Below are 18,140 nucleotides of genomic sequence, written 5' to 3'. Positions count from 1 at the left end.
CAGACTGCGCCAAAGCGTGGCCCGGCACCAACCCCGCCCGCGCGGCTTCACGCAGAATTTGCGGAAGAGTCCTGTAACGTCAGGGTGAAGAACATCCGCCGGAACGGAAACAGCACGCGGCCCTGCGCATCGGCGGGATAGACCGAGTCCATCACCGCCTCATAGGCCGCGATCAGCCGCGCCTGTTCTTCGGGATCAAGCGGCTCCAGCACCGGGCGGGCAAAGGTCGCCTCGGTGAAGCGGCGCACCGGATGGCCCTCTGCCTGCGGGGCAAGCTCCTGATAATATTCCGTCTCCCAGAGGGTCAGCTGACCCAGCGGCGCCAGAAGATGGTGATATTCGGCAGGGCGCAGTACGCCGGGAATGCGGTCGGGATCGACGCGGCCCGGGAAATGTTCCTCCGCCAGCGTCAGCCACATGCGGTGCGACGGCGCGTTGTTCTGATGCGGCACCTGCACCGCCAGCGTGCCGCCGGGGGCCAGCGTCGCCGCCAGCCGGGGCAGCAGGGCCGGATGGTCGCCCACCCAGTGCAGCGCGGCGTTGGAAAAGATCAGCGCGGGCGGCGTGTCGGGGGTCCAGCTGGCCATGTCGGCCTGATCCACCCGGTCATAGGCGCCGCTGTCGCGCGCTTTGTCGAGCATGGCCGGGCTCAGATCCACGCCGGTCAGCGGGCGGCCCAGAGCGCGCAGCGCCGGGCCCGCATCCCCTGCCCCGCAGCCCAGATCCACCACCCCGCCTTCGGGCAGGGGCGGCAGGCTGCGCAGCAGATCCAGTGCCGGGCGCAAACGCAGACCCCGGAACCTGTGGTAGGTTCCGGGGTTCCAGTCGGGGGTGCCAGCGGCAGCCATCATGCCGAAGGTTCGGGTTCCAGCCCGCCTTCGCCAGCCGGGCGGGCCTTGGGCTTCATCTTCGGAATGGCGGTGACGCTGGGCGTGTCGTCGGAATCGCTGCCGGTGCTGCCCGAGGCATGCGGCGGCTGGCCCTTCATCACGCGCTTGATCTCCTCGCCGGTGAGGGTCTCGTATTCCAGCAGCCCCTGCGCCAGACGCTCCCAGTCTTCCTTGCGCTCGGTCAGGATCTGGAAGGCGCGGTCATAGCCGTTCTGGATCAGGGTGCGCACCTCGTCCTCGATCAGCTCCTTGGTATGGGCCGACACGGACAGACCGGCCGTGTTGCCCTGATAGCCTTCATGCGCTTCGGAATAGTCGATGTTGCCCACCTTGTCGGACATGCCCCAGCGCAGCACCATCGCCCGCGCCAGCGCGCTGGCCTGCTGGATGTCGCCCGCCGGACCGTTGGACACGTTGGGTTCGCCGTATTTGATGATCTCGGCGGCCTTGCCCGCCATGGTCATCGCCAGCTTCTCCTCGCATTCCGACTTGTGCCAGTTCAGGCGGTCGATTTCCGGCAGCGAGACAACCATGCCAAGCGCGCCGCCGCGCGGAATGATCGTGGCCTTGTAGACCGGATCGCATTGCGGCAGCGTCAGGCCGACCACGGCGTGACCGGCCTCGTGATAGGCGGTCTTTTCCTTCTGCTCGGCGGTCAGGACCATGCTGCGGCGTTCCGCGCCCATCATGACCTTGTCCTTGGCATTCTCGAAATCTTCCATCGTCACGAAACGGCGGCCCACCCGCGCGGCCATCAGCGCCGCCTCGTTCACGAGGTTGGCAAGATCGGCGCCCGAAAAGCCGGGGGTGCCGCGCGCGATGATGCGCAGGTCCACATCCGGCCCCAGCGGGGTCTTGCGGGCATGCACGCCAAGGATCTTTTCGCGGCCCTTGATGTCGGGGTTGCCGACCATGACCTGCCGGTCAAAACGGCCCGGACGCAGCAGCGCGGGGTCCAGCACGTCGCGGCGGTTGGTGGCCGCGATGATGATGACGCCCTCATTGGCCTCGAACCCGTCCATTTCGACCAGAAGCTGGTTCAGCGTCTGCTCGCGCTCGTCATTGCCGCCGCCATAACCGGAGCCCCGGTTGCGGCCCACCGCGTCGATTTCGTCGATGAACACGATGCAGGGCGCGTTTTTCTTGGCCTGCTCGAACATGTCGCGCACGCGGCTGGCGCCGACACCCACGAACATTTCCACGAAGTCAGAGCCGGAGATGGTGAAGAACGGCACGCCCGCCTCGCCCGCGATGGCACGGGCCAGCAGCGTCTTGCCGGTGCCCGGAGGGCCGACCAGCAGCGCGCCTTTGGGGATCTTGCCGCCAAGGCGGCTGAACTTCTGCGGGTTGCGCAGGAATTCCACGATCTCTTCCAGCTCTTCCTTGGCCTCGTCGATGCCCGCCACGTCGTCAAACGTCACGCGGCCATGCTTTTCGGTCAGAAGCTTCGCCTTGGATTTGCCAAAGCCCATGGCGCCGCCTTTGCCGCCGCCCTGCATCCGGTTCATGAAATAGATCCAGACGCCGATCAGCAGCAGGAAGGGCAGAAGGCTCAGCAGAAAGGCCTGAAAGCCGGACTGTTCCTGCTGTTCGGCGCGGACGGTCACGCCCTTGTCGATCAGCATGTCGGTCAGCTGGGCATCTTCCGGCTTCACCGTGACGTAGTCGTTGCCATCGTTTCCACGGTAGCGAATTTGCTCGCCGTCGATGGTGACGGTGCTGACGGATTGCGAATCCACCGCTCTCACGAAGTCCGAATAACTGATCTCGCGGCTTTGCAGCGTGCTGCCACCCCCGGAAAAGAGGTTGAAAAGCGCAAGGATCAGAAGAAACAGAACGACCCAAAAGGCGATGTTGCGTGCGTTGCCCAAGGACGGCCTCCTAACATGCGGATGTGGCGCGTCCGGTGTGCGGGCGCGCTCCGCCTAACATAAGGATCGGGCGCGGCGGTTCAATGCGATTCACCGCGAAAGCAGGAATGACCGAAAGCTGGGCATCTGGCGCCCGAACGGGCAGAACTGCGCCAGCGGGGCGGCACCTGCATCGGGGCCGAACACGTCGCAGGCCACCAGCCGGTCGCCATCGAACACCGCAGGGCAGGACCGGGCGCTGGCATGGGGGCGCTGCGGCTCCTGCCCGGGGGGACGCTGGCGCCAGCCCTCCTCCCCCAGCGCGCGCAGGGTCAACCCCTTGAGATCAGGCCGGAACACCTGCCAGCGCCCGTCCCACAGCACCGGCGCGGCGCCCAGCCTCACCGGCCCCTCGACCGCAGCCAGTTCGCGGAACACCACAAGACGGTCGCGGTCGCAGCGCGCCTCGCAGCCATGCAGGGTGCCGCCGCCACCGCCCAGCAGCCGGTCCAGCAGCGCCTCCAGCGGGGCTTCGCGCGGCGGATAGGCCGACCCTGCGACGAAGCGAACCGCGGCGGCGAGAAGCCGCAGTTGCGTGTCCCGCTCCACATCCTGAAACCCCGCGCGATCGAACAGGATCTCTCCCTCCCGCGCCCGCGCGTCTCCGGCAGGCGGGCGAAGCGCCTCCCAGACCTGTGCGGCGCGCGCCCGCAGCGCCTCTGCCGCGCGGGCCTGACGGCGGGCGGCCTCGGCCAGAATGTCCGGCCCCAGCCCCTGCGGCTCCAGCGTGGTCAGCAGATGGCGCATCCGCACCCGGTCATAGGTGGGATCGTCGTTGGACGGGTCTTCCACCCAGCGCCCGCGCAGCGTGCGCAGGTAATGGCGCAGTTCGGCGCGGCGCATGTCCAGACAGGGGCGGAGGACGGAAAACTCTGCGGCCCGCGTGGCAGGCTGCGGCGGGCAGGCGCCGGTGACATCGGCGGCAGGCAGCGGCAGGACCGGACCGGGCAGGTGCACCCGCCGCAGCGGCGCCATGGCCGACAGCCCTTCGACCCCCGCGCCCCGCGCCAGCCGCATCAGGAAGGTTTCGGCGAGGTCATCGGCGGTATGGGCCATCAGCACATGGGAAATCCCGCCCCGCCAGCGGTTGATGAGATCAAGCCGCGCCCGCCGCGCCGCGTCCATCAGGTTGCCCTGCCCGTCCGAGTGCCAGCGCAGCACGGCATGGGGATGACCCAGCGCCGCGCACTCTTCCGCCACCATCGCGGCCTCGGTCGCGGCTTCGGGGCGCAGGCCGTGATCCACGGTGACCACCCACAGCCGCAGCCCCCAGACCCGCGTCCAGTTATGCGCCAGCGTCAGCATGGCCATGGAGTCGCCGCCGCCAGAGACGGCAAGCGCGATGTCGGTGGGGAAATCCGGTCCCAGCGCCGCGCCGATGGCTTCGGCGAAGCGCTGGTCAAGACTGCCGGTCACGGGCAGGAAAGACGCCCCCGCGCGGCCTGCGCCTCGGTGGCGGCGGCACTGCCCGGATAGCGCGTGCCCACCTCGCCCAGCGTCACGCAGGCCTCGTTGGTGCTGCCCAGCGTGCCAAGCGCCGCGCCAAGCCGCCACAGCGCCTCGGGGGCGGGTTCGCTTTCGGGATAGTTCGCATAGGCGTCCAGATAGCGGCGCGCGGCTTCCCGCACGTCGCCGCCGCCTTCCAGCGCCCGGCCCTCGCCCAGAAACGCCGCCGGTTCTAGCGGAGATCCCGGGTAGGTCTGGCGAAAGGCCGCAAACTGCGTAGCGGCGCCGCGAAAGTCACCGCTGGCGAGCGCCTCCTGCGCCCGCCGGAAGTCCGTCTGTTCGCCGACTGCAAGTTCGGCACCGCCCGACGGCAGCGGTTCTGTGGAGGGGGCAGGCGCCGGAGCGGGCGCTGCAGAGGTGGCGGGGGCCTGACCGCCCAGCGGGGTGGTCTGGCCGACGCTGCCCAGATCGCAGCCCGGCTCCACCTCGCAGAGGCGGAATTCCAGATCGCCGATCCGGTTGGTCCCGTCCTGCACCACGCGGTCGATGCGGTGGCCCAATTCTTCGGTGCGGTTGGTGACGCGGGCCAGTTCCGCCTCGATGGTGTTGATCCGGTCGAGCATGTCACCGCTGACCACCACCGACGTGCCGCCGGTGGTGCTGGATTCCTGCCGAAGCTTCTGGATTTCAGAAGTCAGCGCCGAAAGATCCTGACGGATGTCCGCCAGACTTCCGGAATTCTGGGCGGCGGCCGCGCTTGCGGTCACACCCAGACAAAGGGCAATGCAGAGCCGCCGCATCCTGATCGCCTCAGCCCGTCAGGCCCATGGAGATGACCGTGACCGCGCGGCGGTTCTTGGAATAGCACGCCTCTTCGGAGCAGATCTCCACCGGGCGCTCCTTGCCGTAGGAGACGAATTTCAGGCGGCTGGCCGCCACCCCGCGCGAGGTCAGGTATTCCATCACCGCATTGGCGCGGCGCGCACCCAGCGCGATGTTGTATTCGCGGGTGCCCTGTTCGTCGGCATGGCCTTCGATCACGGCAAGGTAATCGTTGTTGGTCATCAGCCACTGCGCCTGCGAGTCAAGCGTGGCGCGGGCTTCGGGGGACAGGGTGGACTGGTCGACGGCAAAGAAGATCCGGTCCCCGATCGCCTGACTGAAATAGGCGGGCGAGGTGGGATCCCCGGCAGACCCGGGCAGCACGCCGCTGTCGACGCCGGACCCGGCGCCATAGCCGCCCGCACCGGCGCCCGCACCCGCGCCATAGGCGTCGTCACCGAAGCGGTTGGGGTTGGTGCAGGCCGCAGTGCCCAGCACGGCGACCAGCATGATGGCCTTGGTAATGTGTTTCATCGGTGGACTGTCCTGCTCGTGGGAGTGCCGCAAGGCTATCACAGCCGCGGCGGTATGGGAATGTCCGGGGCCTGCGCGACGTGGCGCGCGACCCCGGCGCGGATCATTGCAGCGGGCCCCAGCTGGGATCCGAGGCGCCATCGGGGGTGCGCACCCGCTTCAGGTTCCGCCCCGAGATGTCCACCGTATAAAGCGCGGAGACACCGGAGGCGCCTTGGGTTTCGCGGGCGAACATCAGCACCCGGCCATTGGGCGCCCATGTCGGACCCTCGTCAAGGAACGATGCCGTCAGCAGCCGCTCTTCGGAGCCGTCGGTGCGCATCACGCCGATGTGGAAGCGCCCGGCATTCTGCTTGGTGAAGGCGATCAGATCGCCGCGCGGCGACCAGACCGGCGTGCCATAACGGCCCGCGCCAAAGCTGATCCGGGTGGGTTCGCCGCCATTCACCGGCATGACGTAAAGCTGCTGGCTGCCGGAGCGGTCGCTTTCGAACACGATGCGGCTGCCATCGGGCGAGAAGCTGGCGCCGGTTTCGATCGACGGCGCGGTGGTCAGCTGCCGGGTGCTGCCGCTGGCGATGTCCATGGAATAGATGTCGGTATTGGAGCCGCGGGTCATGGAATAGAGCAGCTGCTGCCCCTTGGGCGAAAAGCGCGGCGCGAAGCTCATGACGCCGTCCTGCGTGGGCAAGATGCGGCTTTGCACCGAGCCCACGTCCAGCACATGGATGCGCGGCTCGCCGGTTTCATAGCTGGTGTAAAGCACGCGGCTGCCATCGGGCGAAAAGCGCGGCGCCAGCACCAGCGACTGCGACCCGGTGAGGAACTGCAGGTTGGCGCCGTCGTAATCCATCAGGCCCAGCCGCTTGGCGCGGTTGTCCTTGGGACCGGTTTCCGACACGAAGACCACGCGGCTGTCGAAATAGCCATCTTCGCCGGTGATGCGGGAATAGACCTGATCCGCCACCTTGTGCGACAGGCGCCGCCAGCCGTCCGGGGTGGAGGAGAACTGCATCCCCTGCCCCAGTTCGGTGCCCGCGAACACGTCCCAGACGCGGAATTTCACGGTGATCCGCCCGCCTTCGGTGGTCACGGCGCCGGTGATCAGCGCCTGCGCGTTGATCGCCTTCCAGTCGGCGAACTGCACCGGGCTCTGGAAATTGGACACGCGGCTGATATGGGCGTCGCGCGGGATTTCGCGGAACAGGCCGGTGCCGGTCAGGTCATCGGCCACGACGCGGCTGATCTGCTGGGCATATTGCCCGGCCTCGCCGGTTTCGGCGACAAAATCGGGCACCGCATAGGGCAGCGGTTCCACCACGCCTTCGGTGATCTCGATGCGCAGCGGGCCACCCTGCGCCGCGACCGGAGCCGGGGCGGCAGCCAGCGCGCCAAGCGCGAGGATCAGGGCCAGAATCTGTTTCATGGTCATGCTCTCCTTGCCGGGGCGGAGCCCGGCGCGTCTGTGCCTTTGCGCCACCATAGCGCCGCGCGCAAGCCGGGACAAAGCGCCGCAGAGCGCGGGCTGTGCAATTCCTTGCCGGTGTGTCCTGGCCGGTGAACGGTCATCGCAGTCTCATCTGCTCGGGGTTGAAGGTCATCTCGATGGTCTTCCACTGCTCGTACTTGTCAGGGGGCAGCGAATAGCCCGTTTCCTGACAGCGCAGGATGGCCCGTCGTGCCGCCTGAAACGCGGTTTCCGCCGAGGCGGCATCGCCGCCGCTCGATCCGATCATCCGCAGGCTGGAGGAGACGACGCGGCCATCCCGTTCCATGTCCATGGCGACGGTCACCGTGGTGTTGGCGGCCTGACTGCCCACATCCACCACCCAGCAGCGCTGCACCGCGACCCGCAGCGAGTCGCGCTCGCCCTCGGTCAGCGGCGGGCCGACCGGGCCGGTCTGCGGCGCACCGCCCCCGCCCCCTGCCGCCAGCGCCTGTGCGATGGCATCGGCCACGGCATCGCTTTCCGGCTCGGCGGGGGTCGCGGGCGGTTCGGGTTCGGCGGGTCGGGTCGCGGTCTGCGCGGGCGCCTCTGGTTCCGCCGGTTCGGCTTCTGCGGGCGTCTCCGGCGCGGGCGCCGGGCGCTGCGCCAGATTGGTGGGGCGGCTCAGCGGGCGGCGCGACTGGTCCGGCGCCAGCGTAGCAGGCGCGGGGGGGGTCGGGGTTTCCGCCGCCGCAGGCTCTTCGGCCTCGGTCACGATTTCGGGCGCGGCCTCCTCGGGGGCGGTGGCCTCCTGCGGCTCTTCCTCCACCACATCTGGGGCTTCGGTCGCGGGTTCGGCGGCCTGCTGCACCTCTTCGGCCACGGTGGCGTCGGGTTCGGGCGGCGCCACCGGTTCGGGGGCCACGCGCGGCGCGGGCCGCGGCACGGGGCGCGGCGCGGTGGTGGGGGCCAGAACGGGCGGCGGCGGCGCGGCCACCTCGGGGGTGGGCGGCGCCTCGGGCTCGGCGGTGTCGGGCGGGGTGACGGGGGGCGGCGGCGCCACCGGCTGCGGCTGCGGCTCGGGTTCCGGCGCGGGCTCTGGCGCAGGGGCGGGCGGTTCGGGCACGGGGGCGGGTTCCGGCTCCGGCGCGGGGGCCGGGCTCGGTTCGGGCTCGGGGCTCGGTTCCGGGGCGGGCGGTGCTTCCACCTCCTGGCTTGCGTCGGGCGACTGCGCGGGCTGGGACAGCGCCGCGAACTCTTCTTCTGAGAACACCGTGACCGACGACATCTCGACCTCCGGCGGCTCGCGCCGGAAGACAGGGCCCAGAACGGCCCAGAGGATCAGCAGGGCATGCACCCCGCCGGAGATATAGAGGCTTTTACGCACCTCGGTCCCTCAGTTGCCCGCCGGTCCGTCAAACGTCGGACCGCCGGTATCGGTCACCAGACCGATGGAGGAAAAGCCGCCCCGGTTGAGCGCACCCATCACCTGCGCCACCGTCTGATAGGGCACCGCCCCGTCGGCCCGCAGGAAGATGCGGTCGTCGGCGCGTTCGGTGGCAATGGCACGCAGACGGTTGGTCAGCTCGTCCATCGGCACGTCGGTGGTCTGGATCTGCACCAGACCCTCGGCGGTGATGGTCACGGTCAGCGGCTCTTCGGTATCCTGCGGCAGGGCTGCCGCGGCGGTCTTGGGCAGTTCCACCGGAACCCCCACGGTCAGAAGCGGGGCCGCCACCATGAAGATGATGAGCAGCACCAGCATCACGTCGACCATGGGCGTCACGTTGATTTCGGCCATGGGCTGCGCCCCGCCGCCACCCCGGCGCCGCCGTCTGCGACCGCCGCCTCCGCCCGATTTCATCACGCCCCCACCCATGGCTCAGGCGTCCAGCTGGCGCGACAGGATGGTGGAAAACTCGTCGGCAAAGGCCTCGTAGCCCGCGATGATCCGGTCGGAATCGCCCGAGAGCTTGTTGTAGAAGATCACCGCCGGGATGGCCGCGACCAGACCCAGCGCGGTGGCGAACAGCGCCTCGGCAATGCCGGGGGCCACGACCACCAGCGAGGTGTCCTGCTGGTTGGCGATTTCCACAAAGGCGTGCATGATCCCCCAGACCGTGCCGAACAGACCCACAAACGGCGCGGTGGAGCCGACGGTGGCCAGCACCGGCAGGCCCTTCTGCAGCACTTCCGCCTCTTTCTGGATGGCCACGTCCATGGATCTGTCGATCCGGGCATGGGCGCCCGCGATCAGCCCGCCATCGTCGCGATGCGAGCGGCGCCATTCGGTCATGCCTGCGGCAAAGATGCGCTGCGCGCGGCCCTTCGGCTGCGGCCCGATGCCGTCGAACAGCTCGTCCAGCGGCTCGCCCGACCAGAAGGCGCGGTCAAAGATCACCGCTTCGCGCCGGGCACGGCGATAGGTCACCGCCTTTTCAAGGATGATCGCCCAGGCCCAGACCGAAGCGACCAGAAGAAGGACCATCACCAGTTTGACGGTCAGGGTCGCGCGGGCAAACAAGGCCCACATGGAGAGGTCGATCTCCTGCGCGACCGCAAGGGTTTGTGCGTCCATAAGCCTGCTCTTCCTCATGGGCATGAAATGGCCTCTGTGCCGAGGCTCTGATTACAGGGGCTTTACCTGATTTGCAGGGTGAACACCAACACATTGGCGTCATCGCGCCGCCGCAGCGGCAGGATTTGCAAGAACCCGCCGGTGCCCTGCCCCGGCATCGCAGCGGCGGAGGACAGGGAGAGGGGGGCGCTGCCCCCCGGGGGCGCGGGCGCCCCCTCCCCCCGGGATATTTGCGGTCATAAGAGGCGGGGGATCAGTGCAGCAGGCCGCGGATCTGCGCGGGCAGCCGGGCGGGATGGCCGTCCAGCGTGACGCAGACCAGCGTGACCTCGGCCTGAAACAGCGCCTTGCCCGCCCGCGTCACCTCCTGATGCAGCCCCAGCCGCGCGCCGGTGATGCTGCGGATCGTGGTCCGCACCTGCAGTTCGTCGTCAAAGCGCGCGGGCGCGAGGTAATCGGATTCGATCCGGCGGACGACAAAGACCAGCCCCGCCTCGCGCAGCGCGCGCTGGTCGATGCCCAGACCGCGCACCCAGTCCGACCGGGCGCGTTCGATGTATTTGAGGTAGTTGGCGTGATAGACGATGCCCGCCATGTCGGTGTCCTCGTAATAGACCCGCACGGGAAAGTCGTGAACCATGGCGCTGCCCTTCTCCGGTTTTGTGACAGGGTAGGCGCGGCGGATGACAGGGACAAGTCAGCGCCGCCGCCGCCCCTTGCCCGCGCTGCGGGCGTGAAATGTGGGCGGGCGCTTCGCCACCCAGTCCAGAAACCCCGTCAGGCGCGGATCGGCGCGCAGCGCCTCTGGCGTGCTGAACTGCCGCGCCAGTTCCGCCTCGGTAAAGCGCGCGTGGATCTCGTTGTGGCAGATCTGGTGCAGGCGCACCACGGGGCCGCCCTTGCCGCCCTTCAGGCGCGGGATCAGGTGATGCAGGCTCTGCTTCGCCTCGGGCGGGATCGGACGCAGGCAGAGCGGGCAGAGCGGGTCGGCCATGCGGAGCCTCTTGTGGGGGAGCGCGCGGTTCGGCAGAAGTCTGGCATGGAAACGGAACGGATCAAGGGCGCGCTGGTGATCGGCGGCGGCCCGGCGGGGCTGATGGCCGCCGAGGCGCTGCTGGCGGCGGGCCATGCCGTGGTGCTGGCCGAGGCCAAGCCGTCCCTCGGGCGCAAGCTGCTGATGGCGGGCAAGTCGGGGCTGAACCTGACCAAGGCGGAAGGCTTCGACAGCTTCTGCGCCGCCTATGGCGCGGCCTCGGACAGCCTGCGCCCGATGCTGGCGGCCCTGCCCCCCGACGCTGTCAGCGCATGGGCCGAGGATCTGGGACAGCCGCTCTTCACCGGCAGCACCGGGCGGGTGTTTCCGGTGGCGATGAAAGCCTCGCCGCTGCTGCGCGGCTGGCTGGGGCGGCTGAGGGCTTCGGGGCTGGAGATCCGGACGCGCTGGCGCTGGACCGGCTGGGACGAGGGCATTTGGTTTGACACGCCCCGCGGCGCGGTGCGGCTGAGACCAGAGGTCACGGTGCTGGCCATGGGCGGGGCGAGCTGGGCAAGGCTGGGGTCGGACGGCCTTTGGGCAGGCGTGCTGGCGGCGCGCGGCATCGCCGTGACGCCGTTTTCGCCCGCCAATGCCGGGCTCTGCGTGCCGTGGTCGGAGCATATGGTGGCACATTTTGGCGCGCCGCTGAAAGCCGTGGCCTTTCATGCGGGCGGGCTTACGTCGCGCGGCGAGGCGGTGATTTCCGCGCGCGGGCTGGAGGGGGGCGGGCTTTATCCGCTGTCGCCCGCGCTGCGGACGGGGGCGGCGCTGCAGGTCGATCTCTGCCCCGATCTGGCGGAGGACGTGCTGGCCGACCGGCTGGCGCGACCGCGCGGCAAGCAGAGCCTTGCCAGCCATCTGCGCCGGGTGCTGCGGCTTTCGCCTGCGGTGCGGGCGCTTCTGGCCGAGGTGGCGCGCCCCCTGCCCGGCGATCCGCGCGCGCTGGCACGGCTGCTGAAGGCGCTTCCCGTCCCGCATGCCGGGCTGCGCCCCATGGACGAGGCGATTTCCACCGCCGGGGGCGTGCCCTTTGCCGCGCTGGATGCGGGGCTGATGCTGCGGGCGGCGCCGGGCGTGTTCTGCGCGGGCGAGATGCTGGACTGGGAGGCGCCCACCGGGGGCTATCTGCTGACCGGCTGTCTTGCCACCGGGCTTTGGGCGGGGCGGGCGGCGGCGGCACGTCTGGCCGCCGCGCCCTTCCCCTGAGGCCTGATCCGGCTCAGATCGCCGTCTTGCGGCTTTCTTCCAGATAGATCTCGCGCAGGCGGCTCGCGACCGGGCCCGGCGTGCCGCTGCCGATCGCGCTGCCATCCAGTTCGACCACCGGCATGACAAAGGAGGAGGCGGAGGTGATGAAGGCCTCGTCCGCCTCCAGCGCCTCGGCGATGGTGAAGGACCGCTCCTCGACCTCCATCTGCGCCTCCTGCGCAAAGCGCAGCACGGCGGCGCGGGTGATGCCGTGCAGGATGTCGGTGGACAGCGCGCGGGTGATGATGCGCCCGCCCTTCACGATATAGGCGTTGTTGGACGAGCCTTCGGTGACAAAGCCGTCCTCGACCATCCACGCGTCATCGGCGCCCGCCTTCTTGGCCATCATCTTGGCCATGGACGGGTACAGCAGCTGCACGGTCTTGATGTCGCGGCGGCCCCAGCGGATGTCGTCGACCGAAATCACCTTGATACCGGATTTTGCGGCGGGGGACTCGGCCAGACCCGGCTTCGACTGGGTGAACAGCACCAGCGTCGGTTCGGTGGTTTCGGGATCGGGGAAGGCGAAATCGCGGTCACCTGCCGAACCGCGCGTGACCTGCAGATAGACCAGCCCGTCGGTGATGTCGTTGGCGCGGACCAGTTCGCGGTGAATCTCCAGCAGATCTTCGTCCGAACAGGGGGCGCGCATGTCCAGTTCCGACAGCGACCGGGCCAGCCGCTTGGAATGGCCGGCAAAATCGATCAGCTTGCCATCCAGCACCGAGGTCACCTCGTAGACCCCGTCGGCCATCAGGAAGGCGCGGTCAAAGATCGACACCTTGGCTTCGGTTTCGGGCAGATACTCTCCGTTGACATAGACGGTGCGCGTCATGACAGTCTCCTTGCTGAGCGCGGAGCCGGGGCCGCCATGGCGCGCCTCCGGCAGAAATTCGGGTGATTGGACAGGACCGGAGTCCATGGCAGTCTGCCGCCGGTTACCCCGCCGCCCGCGGCATGGCAAATGCGGAATCCGCAGGCCCCGCGCCAGAGCGCGGCGCAGTCACGACAGGACGAATTCTTATGACCAAACATCCCGCGCTTGACGATTTTGTGCGCGAGGCGCTGGCCCGCGGCACGCCGCGCCCGCGGATCGCGGACCAGCTGCGCGAGGCCGGCTGGACCCAGCGCGAAACCGACGCGGCGCTGGCAGGCTGGACCGACAGCCAGCCCGACGCGGGGCCGGTGCCCCGGCCCGTGCGGTCGGGAGCCGCGCGCGAGACGCTGTTCCACGCGCTGCTGTTCGTCACCTTCGGCATGGTGGCGGGGCATGTGCTGGCGCTGGCCTTCGCGCAGATCGAGATTGTCCTGCCCGATCCCGACCGGGTGCAGGTTTACGCAGCGGGCGGGCTTCGCTGGGCCATGGCGGGGCTGATCGTCTTCACCCCGGTGTTCTGGCTCATCGACCGCAGCGACCGCCGCGCGCTGGCCACCGATCCGGCACGGCCCCATGGCACCGCCCGGCGCTGGCTGTCGTCGCTGGCGGTGTTCATCGCGGCGCTGACCCTGCTCGGCGATGCACTGGTGCTGATCTACACCTTCCTTGACGGGCAGATGACCAGCCGGTTTCTGGCCAAATCCGCCGTGGTGGCGGGGCTTGCGGGGCTGGTGCTGGGCTATTTCCGGCAGGACCGCGCCGGGCTGCGCGCGGCTTCGGCGCAGGGGCTGGCGGGGCTCGCCGCGCTGGTGCTGGCGCTCAGCTTTGCCAGCGTCGGCGGGCCGGGTCAGGGACAGATCGAACGGCGGGACGAGGCGCGGATCGCCGATCTGCGCCAGTTGGCGCAGGACGTGCGGCGCTGCCTGCAGGAGCAGATCGGCGCGCTGCCCGAGGATCTGGCGCCGATGGACTGCGCGAGCAACCCCTCGCGCCTGACCGGCTATGCCGCCGCGATCACCTATCAGCGCCGCAGCGCCAGCAGCTTCGCGCTGTGCACCGAGGTGGAGTTTCCGCCCGCGATCCCCACCTATGACATCACGCTGGAGGGCACCACGGCCTGTCTGCCGACCGATCTGCAATGACCGGGCCTAACCCCAGAGCGCCGGTTCCGGCGGGTGCACGCCCGCCGCATCATACAGCAGGCCGGGGTCGCGATCCTCGGCCAGCAGCAGCGGCCCGTCCAGATCGGTGAAGGCGGCGCCCTGCGCCAGCAGCACGGCGGGCGCCATGGCCAGCGACGAGCCCACCATGCAGCCGACAAAGATGCCGTAGCCTTCGGCCTTTGCGGCCTCCAGCAGGGCGATGCCCTCGGTCAGGCCGCCGGTCTTGTCGAGCTTGATGTTCACGATGTCATACTTGCCCTTCAGATGCGGCAGGCTGGCGCGGTCATGGCAGGATTCGTCGGCGCAGACCGGCACCGGACGGTCCATCCCGATCAGCGCGTCATCCTCGCCCGCAGGCAGCGGCTGTTCCACCATGGCGACGCCAAGCCGCACCAGATGCGGCGCCAGATCGGCATAGACCTGCGCCGTCCAGCCTTCGTTTGCATCCACGATGATCGTGGCCTCCGGGGCGCCCGCGCGCACCGCTTCCAGCCGGGGCATGTCGTCGGGGGTGCCCAGCTTGACCTTCAGCAGCGGGCGGAAGGCGTTCTTCGCCGCCTGTTCGCGCATCTTTTCCGGCGTGTCGAGCGACAGGGTATAGGCGGTGATCTCCGGCCCGGGCTTGGGCAGACCGGCCAGTTCCCAGACCCGTCTGCCGCTTTGCTTGGCGTCCAGATCCCACAGCGCGCAGTCCACCGCGTTGCGCGCGGCCCCGGCGGGCAGCAGGCCCTGCAGCGCCTCTCGCGTCACATCGGCGGGCAGGCTTTCGATCTGCGCCGCGACGCTGTCCAGCGTTTCGTCATAGCGCGCATAGGGCACGCATTCGCCCCAGCCGGTCACGCCATCCCGCGTCACCTTCACCGTCAGCACCTTCGTTTCGGTGCGGCTGCCGCGCGAGATGGTAAAGACCTGCGCCAGCCGGAACGTGTCCCGCGTTACCTCGATGCTCACGATGCCTGCCCTTTCCTTGTCTTCAGGCCCGGCGCCGGTCCTGCCGCCGCCGGGAATGTGATGATCGCGCGCGGATCAGACCGCGGCCAGCGCCTCGACCAGACGGTCGGCGCCGTGGCGATAGGGATCGACGCAGGGCAGGCCCACGCGCGCCTCGACCTCGGCGCAATAGGCGCGCGAATCTTCCTCGCTCATGTGCTGGGTGTTGATCGACACCCCGATGACGGTGCAGGCCGGATTCGCCACGCGGGCCAGGTCCAGCGCCATGTCACGCACCGCCTCGATCGAGGGCAGCTTGTAGCCGGGCAGGCCGCGCATATGGGCGCGCGACGGCTCGTGGCAGATCACCAGCGCATCGGGCTGGCCGCCATGGATCAGCGCCAGCGTCACCCCGGAATAGGAAACGTGGAACAGCGAGCCCTGCCCTTCGATGATGTCCCAGTGATCGGCATCATTGTCGGGGGTCAGGTATTCGATGGACCCGGCCATAAAATCCGCCACCACCGCATCCAGCGGCACGCCGTCACCGGTGATGAGGATCCCGGTCTGCCCGGTGGCGCGGAAGCTGGATTTCATGCCCTTCTCGCGCATGCAGGCATCCATGGCGAGCGCGGTATACATCTTGCCCACCGAACAGTCGGTGCCCACGGCCAGCAGGCGCTTGCCGGTCCGCTTTTCGCCATTGGCGATGGGATATTTGACCGAAGGGATGCGCACGTCATGCAGGCTGCGCCCGGTGGCGCGGGCCACGGCGGCCAGATCTTCCTCGTCGCGCAGCAGGTTGTGCAGGCCGGAGGCAAGGTCGAAGCCTTCTTCCAGCGCTTCCACCAGCACCTTCTTCCAGCTTTGCGAGATCACGCCGCCCCGGTTGGCGACGCCGACCACCAGCGTCTTGGCGCCTGCCGCCTTGGCCTCGGCCAGCGTCATGTCGGTCAGGCCCAGATCGGCCTTGCACCCTTCCATGCGGAACTGGCCCACGCAGTTTTCCGGGCGCCAGTCCTTGATACCCTGCGCCACCTTGGCGGCCAGCCCGTCGGGGGCGTCGCCGAGAAAGAGAAGATAGGGCGTCTGGATCATTCTGGTCTCCGATGACTGTCTGAGATCTGCATTGGGGGCCATCCTGCCCCGGATCCCTTGCAAATCTGTCCGGATTTTCGCGGATTTCCAGACAAGGCCGCCGATTTTCTCCGCATTTTTCGGCCAGCGCCGAAGAATCGTGCAGCACCCCCGGCCCGCGCGCCGCTTTCTCCGCGCCGCAGCGCCGCAATTTTGCTTGCGCAGCATCGCGCAATTTAATAACGAATGAAGCAACGCAATCGCAACTTCGTTACAAGCCCGAGGGATTCCATGAGCTTCCGCATCCAGCCCGCCCCGGTCGCCCGCCCCAACCGCTGCCAGCTGTTCGGCCCCGGATCCCGCCCCGCGATCTTTGAAAAGATGGCGGCCAGTGCGGCGGATGTCATCAATCTGGATCTGGAGGATTCGGTCGCCCCCGACGACAAGGACAGCGCGCGCCGCAACATCATCGCGGCGGTGGGCGACATCGACTGGGGCCGCAAGACGCTGTCGGTGCGGATCAACGGGCTGGACACGCCGTGGTGGTATCGCGACGTGGTGGACATGCTGGAACAGGCCAGCGACCGGCTGGACCAGATCATGATCCCCAAGGTCGGCTGCGCCGCCGATCTTTACGCCGTGGATGCGCTGGTCACCGCCGTGGAACGCGCCAAGGGCCGGACAAAGCGCCTGAAATTCGAGGTCATCATCGAATCGGCCGCTGGCATCGCGCATGTGGAGGAGATCGCCGCCGGTTCCCCGCGCCTTGAGGCGATGAGCCTTGGCGCCGCCGATTTCGCCGCCTCCATGGGCATGGCCACCACCGGCATCGGCGGCACGCAGGAAAATTACTACATGCTGCAGAATGGCGCGAAGCACTGGTCCGACCCGTGGCACTGGGCGCAGGCCGCCATCGTCGCCGCCTGCCGCACCCATGGCGTGCTGCCGGTGGACGGGCCGTTCGGCGATTTCTCCGATGACGACGGCTTCCGCGCGCAGGCGCTGCGCTCGGCCACGCTGGGCATGGTCGGCAAATGGGCGATCCACCCCAAACAGGTGGCGCTGGCCAACGAGGTCTTCACCCCCTCCGACGCCGCCGTGACCGAAGCGCGCGAGATCCTCGCCGCGATGGACGCCGCCAAGGCCAAGGGCGAAGGCGCCACCGTCTACAAAGGCCGCCTCGTCGACATCGCCTCGATCAAACAGGCCGAAGGCATCGTGAAACAGGCCGAAATGATCGCCGGGCATTGAGCCCGCGCATAAGGTCCGGCAGTCGCATGGTCCAGCCGCCCTTTACGCTGCGCAGCCCCGCCCATAAAGGTGATCCGCCCACAGATCAGGCCTGAGTCTTGCGCGTTCTTCTGCACCTTCTTGCCGTAGCTGTCCTGACCGTCCTGACGCAGGTCGGCGGGCTCGCCTGGCTGCTGAGCCTCAGGACCAGGCACCGGATGTTGGTCTTTGTCCTGGCCTATTTTGCCCTGTCGGCCTCTGCCTGGATGCTCGCGCCGCTCTTTGGCCGGGTTCCCCTGTCTTGCGGCGACAGCGGCCCATTGCGGATGCAGTCATGGGTCTACTGTCTGGCCAACCGGAACTATGTGGTCCCTGAGCTTGCGTCGGCTGCGGCAGATCTTGCCGCCGACTTGAACCGCCGTCATCCGGGCACCCTGACGCTTGCTCTGGACGGAAATTTTCCATTCTTTTCGGGCTTCCCGCTCCTGCCGCATCTGTCTCATGACGATGGCCGCAAGCTTGATCTGGCCTTTTATTACGTGGACCGGCAGGGGTCCTATCTGCGCGGCGTCACGCGATCCCCGATCGGCTATTTCGCGTTCGAGCAGGGGCCGACGCAGTGCCCGCCGCACTGGCTCAGCCTGCGCTGGGATCTGGACTGGCTGCAGCCGCATCTGCCACACTACAGCCCCGAGCCGTCCCGGATGATCGCCATGCTGGACTGGCTTGCCACGGATCCGCGCATCAGCCGCGTGTTCGTGGAACCGCATCTTCTGTCCACACTGGGGCGCGAGGCCCCAAAATTCGGCTTTCAGGGATGCCGGGCCGCGCGTCACGACGATCATGTGCATATCCAGCTTTAAGCCGCGCAAAAGCGCGGCACCCCCAGCCCCGCCCCCGGCTGGACCATGCGTCCCTCAACACCGTTGACCCGGGCCGCCCGCAGGTCTTAGCGTGGCGAGGCTGCCCTGTG

18 protein-coding genes are annotated in these 18,140 nt (G+C 68.5%); 4 read left to right on the top strand and 14 right to left on the bottom strand.

The features are described 5' to 3' along the window. Nucleotides 1–47: 47 nt before the first annotated feature. The 11 genes from VK682_RS22100 to VK682_RS22050 all read right to left on the bottom strand — a co-directional run bounded on the left by VK682_RS22100 (nt 48) and on the right by VK682_RS22050 (nt 10,600). Nucleotides 48–851 carry a methyltransferase domain-containing protein gene (locus VK682_RS22100; protein WP_380714682.1) on the bottom strand — a complete coding sequence of 268 codons (804 nt, stop codon included), beginning with the start codon at nt 849–851 and terminating at the stop codon, nt 48–50. Then, entirely contained in the window at nt 848–2,761 is a 1,914-nt protein-coding gene (gene ftsH / locus VK682_RS22095) for an ATP-dependent zinc metalloprotease FtsH (protein WP_324782557.1), read from the bottom strand. The genes VK682_RS22100 and ftsH overlap by 4 nt, the downstream gene beginning before the upstream one ends. A 90-nt stretch (nt 2,762–2,851) precedes the next feature. After that, complete coding sequence (gene tilS, locus VK682_RS22090; protein ID WP_417750624.1) at nt 2,852–4,168, bottom strand: tRNA lysidine(34) synthetase TilS; 1,317 nt, start codon at nt 4,166–4,168, stop codon at nt 2,852–2,854. Between the two features lie 44 nt (nt 4,169–4,212). After that, nucleotides 4,213–5,046 (bottom strand): tol-pal system protein YbgF, encoded by an 834-nt coding sequence (gene ybgF, locus VK682_RS22085; protein WP_089850828.1) that lies wholly within the window; start codon nt 5,044–5,046, stop codon nt 4,213–4,215. Nucleotides 5,047–5,056: 10 nt separating this feature from the next. Then, entirely contained in the window at nt 5,057–5,602 is a 546-nt protein-coding gene (gene pal / locus VK682_RS22080) for a peptidoglycan-associated lipoprotein Pal (protein WP_089850826.1), read from the bottom strand. Nucleotides 5,603–5,705: 103 nt separating this feature from the next. Then, complete coding sequence (gene tolB / locus VK682_RS22075; RefSeq protein ID WP_230797657.1) at nt 5,706–7,028, bottom strand: Tol-Pal system beta propeller repeat protein TolB; 1,323 nt, start codon at nt 7,026–7,028, stop codon at nt 5,706–5,708. Between the two features lie 139 nt (nt 7,029–7,167). Further along, nucleotides 7,168–8,415 (bottom strand): cell envelope integrity protein TolA, encoded by a 1,248-nt coding sequence (locus VK682_RS22070; RefSeq protein WP_089850824.1) that lies wholly within the window; start codon nt 8,413–8,415, stop codon nt 7,168–7,170. Between the two features lie 9 nt (nt 8,416–8,424). Continuing rightward, complete coding sequence (tolR, locus tag VK682_RS22065; RefSeq protein WP_089850822.1) at nt 8,425–8,907, bottom strand: protein TolR; 483 nt, start codon at nt 8,905–8,907, stop codon at nt 8,425–8,427. Between the two features lie 3 nt (nt 8,908–8,910). Next, nucleotides 8,911–9,606 carry a protein TolQ gene (tolQ, locus tag VK682_RS22060; protein WP_089850821.1) on the bottom strand — a complete coding sequence of 232 codons (696 nt, stop codon included), beginning with the start codon at nt 9,604–9,606 and terminating at the stop codon, nt 8,911–8,913. Nucleotides 9,607–9,859: 253 nt separating this feature from the next. Next, entirely contained in the window at nt 9,860–10,246 is a 387-nt protein-coding gene (gene ybgC, locus VK682_RS22055; RefSeq protein ID WP_089850819.1) for a tol-pal system-associated acyl-CoA thioesterase, read from the bottom strand. Between the two features lie 57 nt (nt 10,247–10,303). Continuing rightward, nucleotides 10,304–10,600 (bottom strand): HNH endonuclease family protein, encoded by a 297-nt coding sequence (locus tag VK682_RS22050; protein WP_230797658.1) that lies wholly within the window; start codon nt 10,598–10,600, stop codon nt 10,304–10,306. Nucleotides 10,601–10,645: 45 nt separating this feature from the next. On the opposite strand from VK682_RS22050, the gene VK682_RS22045 reads away from it, so the two are divergent. Then, the gene (locus tag VK682_RS22045; RefSeq protein WP_230797659.1) at nt 10,646–11,848 is read left to right on the top strand and encodes a TIGR03862 family flavoprotein; all 1,203 of its coding nucleotides are present in this window, start codon (nt 10,646–10,648) and stop codon (nt 11,846–11,848) included. Nucleotides 11,849–11,861: 13 nt separating this feature from the next. Here VK682_RS22045 and VK682_RS22040 read toward each other — a convergent pair whose 3' ends face one another. Next, nucleotides 11,862–12,725: a D-amino-acid transaminase gene (locus VK682_RS22040; RefSeq protein WP_089850813.1), complete on the bottom strand. Its 864-nt coding sequence runs from the start codon at nt 12,723–12,725 to the stop codon at nt 11,862–11,864. A gap of 188 nt (nt 12,726–12,913) precedes the next feature. Here VK682_RS22040 and VK682_RS22035 point away from each other — a divergent pair, with 188 nt between their 5' ends. Next, complete coding sequence (locus VK682_RS22035) at nt 12,914–13,909, top strand: DUF5671 domain-containing protein (RefSeq protein ID WP_230797660.1); 996 nt, start codon at nt 12,914–12,916, stop codon at nt 13,907–13,909. Nucleotides 13,910–13,915: 6 nt separating this feature from the next. Here VK682_RS22035 and dgcA read toward each other — a convergent pair whose 3' ends face one another. Together dgcA and dgcN are read right to left on the bottom strand one after the other, a co-directional pair. Continuing rightward, nucleotides 13,916–14,881: an N-acetyl-D-Glu racemase DgcA gene (gene dgcA, locus VK682_RS22030; RefSeq protein WP_230797661.1), complete on the bottom strand. Its 966-nt coding sequence runs from the start codon at nt 14,879–14,881 to the stop codon at nt 13,916–13,918. Between the two features lie 75 nt (nt 14,882–14,956). Then, nucleotides 14,957–15,958, bottom strand: coding sequence for an N-acetyltransferase DgcN (gene dgcN / locus VK682_RS22025; RefSeq protein WP_230797662.1), 1,002 nt, complete (start codon nt 15,956–15,958; stop codon nt 14,957–14,959). Between the two features lie 270 nt (nt 15,959–16,228). On the opposite strand from dgcN, the gene VK682_RS22020 reads away from it, so the two are divergent. Further along, a complete protein-coding gene (locus tag VK682_RS22020; RefSeq protein WP_230797663.1) occupies nt 16,229–17,188 on the top strand; it encodes an L-malyl-CoA/beta-methylmalyl-CoA lyase in 960 nt (319 codons plus the stop codon). A gap of 197 nt (nt 17,189–17,385) precedes the next feature. Further along, nucleotides 17,386–18,030 (top strand): hypothetical protein, encoded by a 645-nt coding sequence (locus VK682_RS22015; RefSeq protein ID WP_230797664.1) that lies wholly within the window; start codon nt 17,386–17,388, stop codon nt 18,028–18,030. Nucleotides 18,031–18,140 lie beyond the last annotated feature (110 nt).

This window comes from Salipiger marinus, assembly GCF_035481585.1.
Classification (GTDB): Bacteria; Pseudomonadota; Alphaproteobacteria; order Rhodobacterales; family Rhodobacteraceae; genus Salipiger; species Salipiger marinus.
The sequence above is the reverse complement of the archived record's forward strand: the minus strand, read 5'-3'. Positions and strand labels throughout refer to the sequence as shown.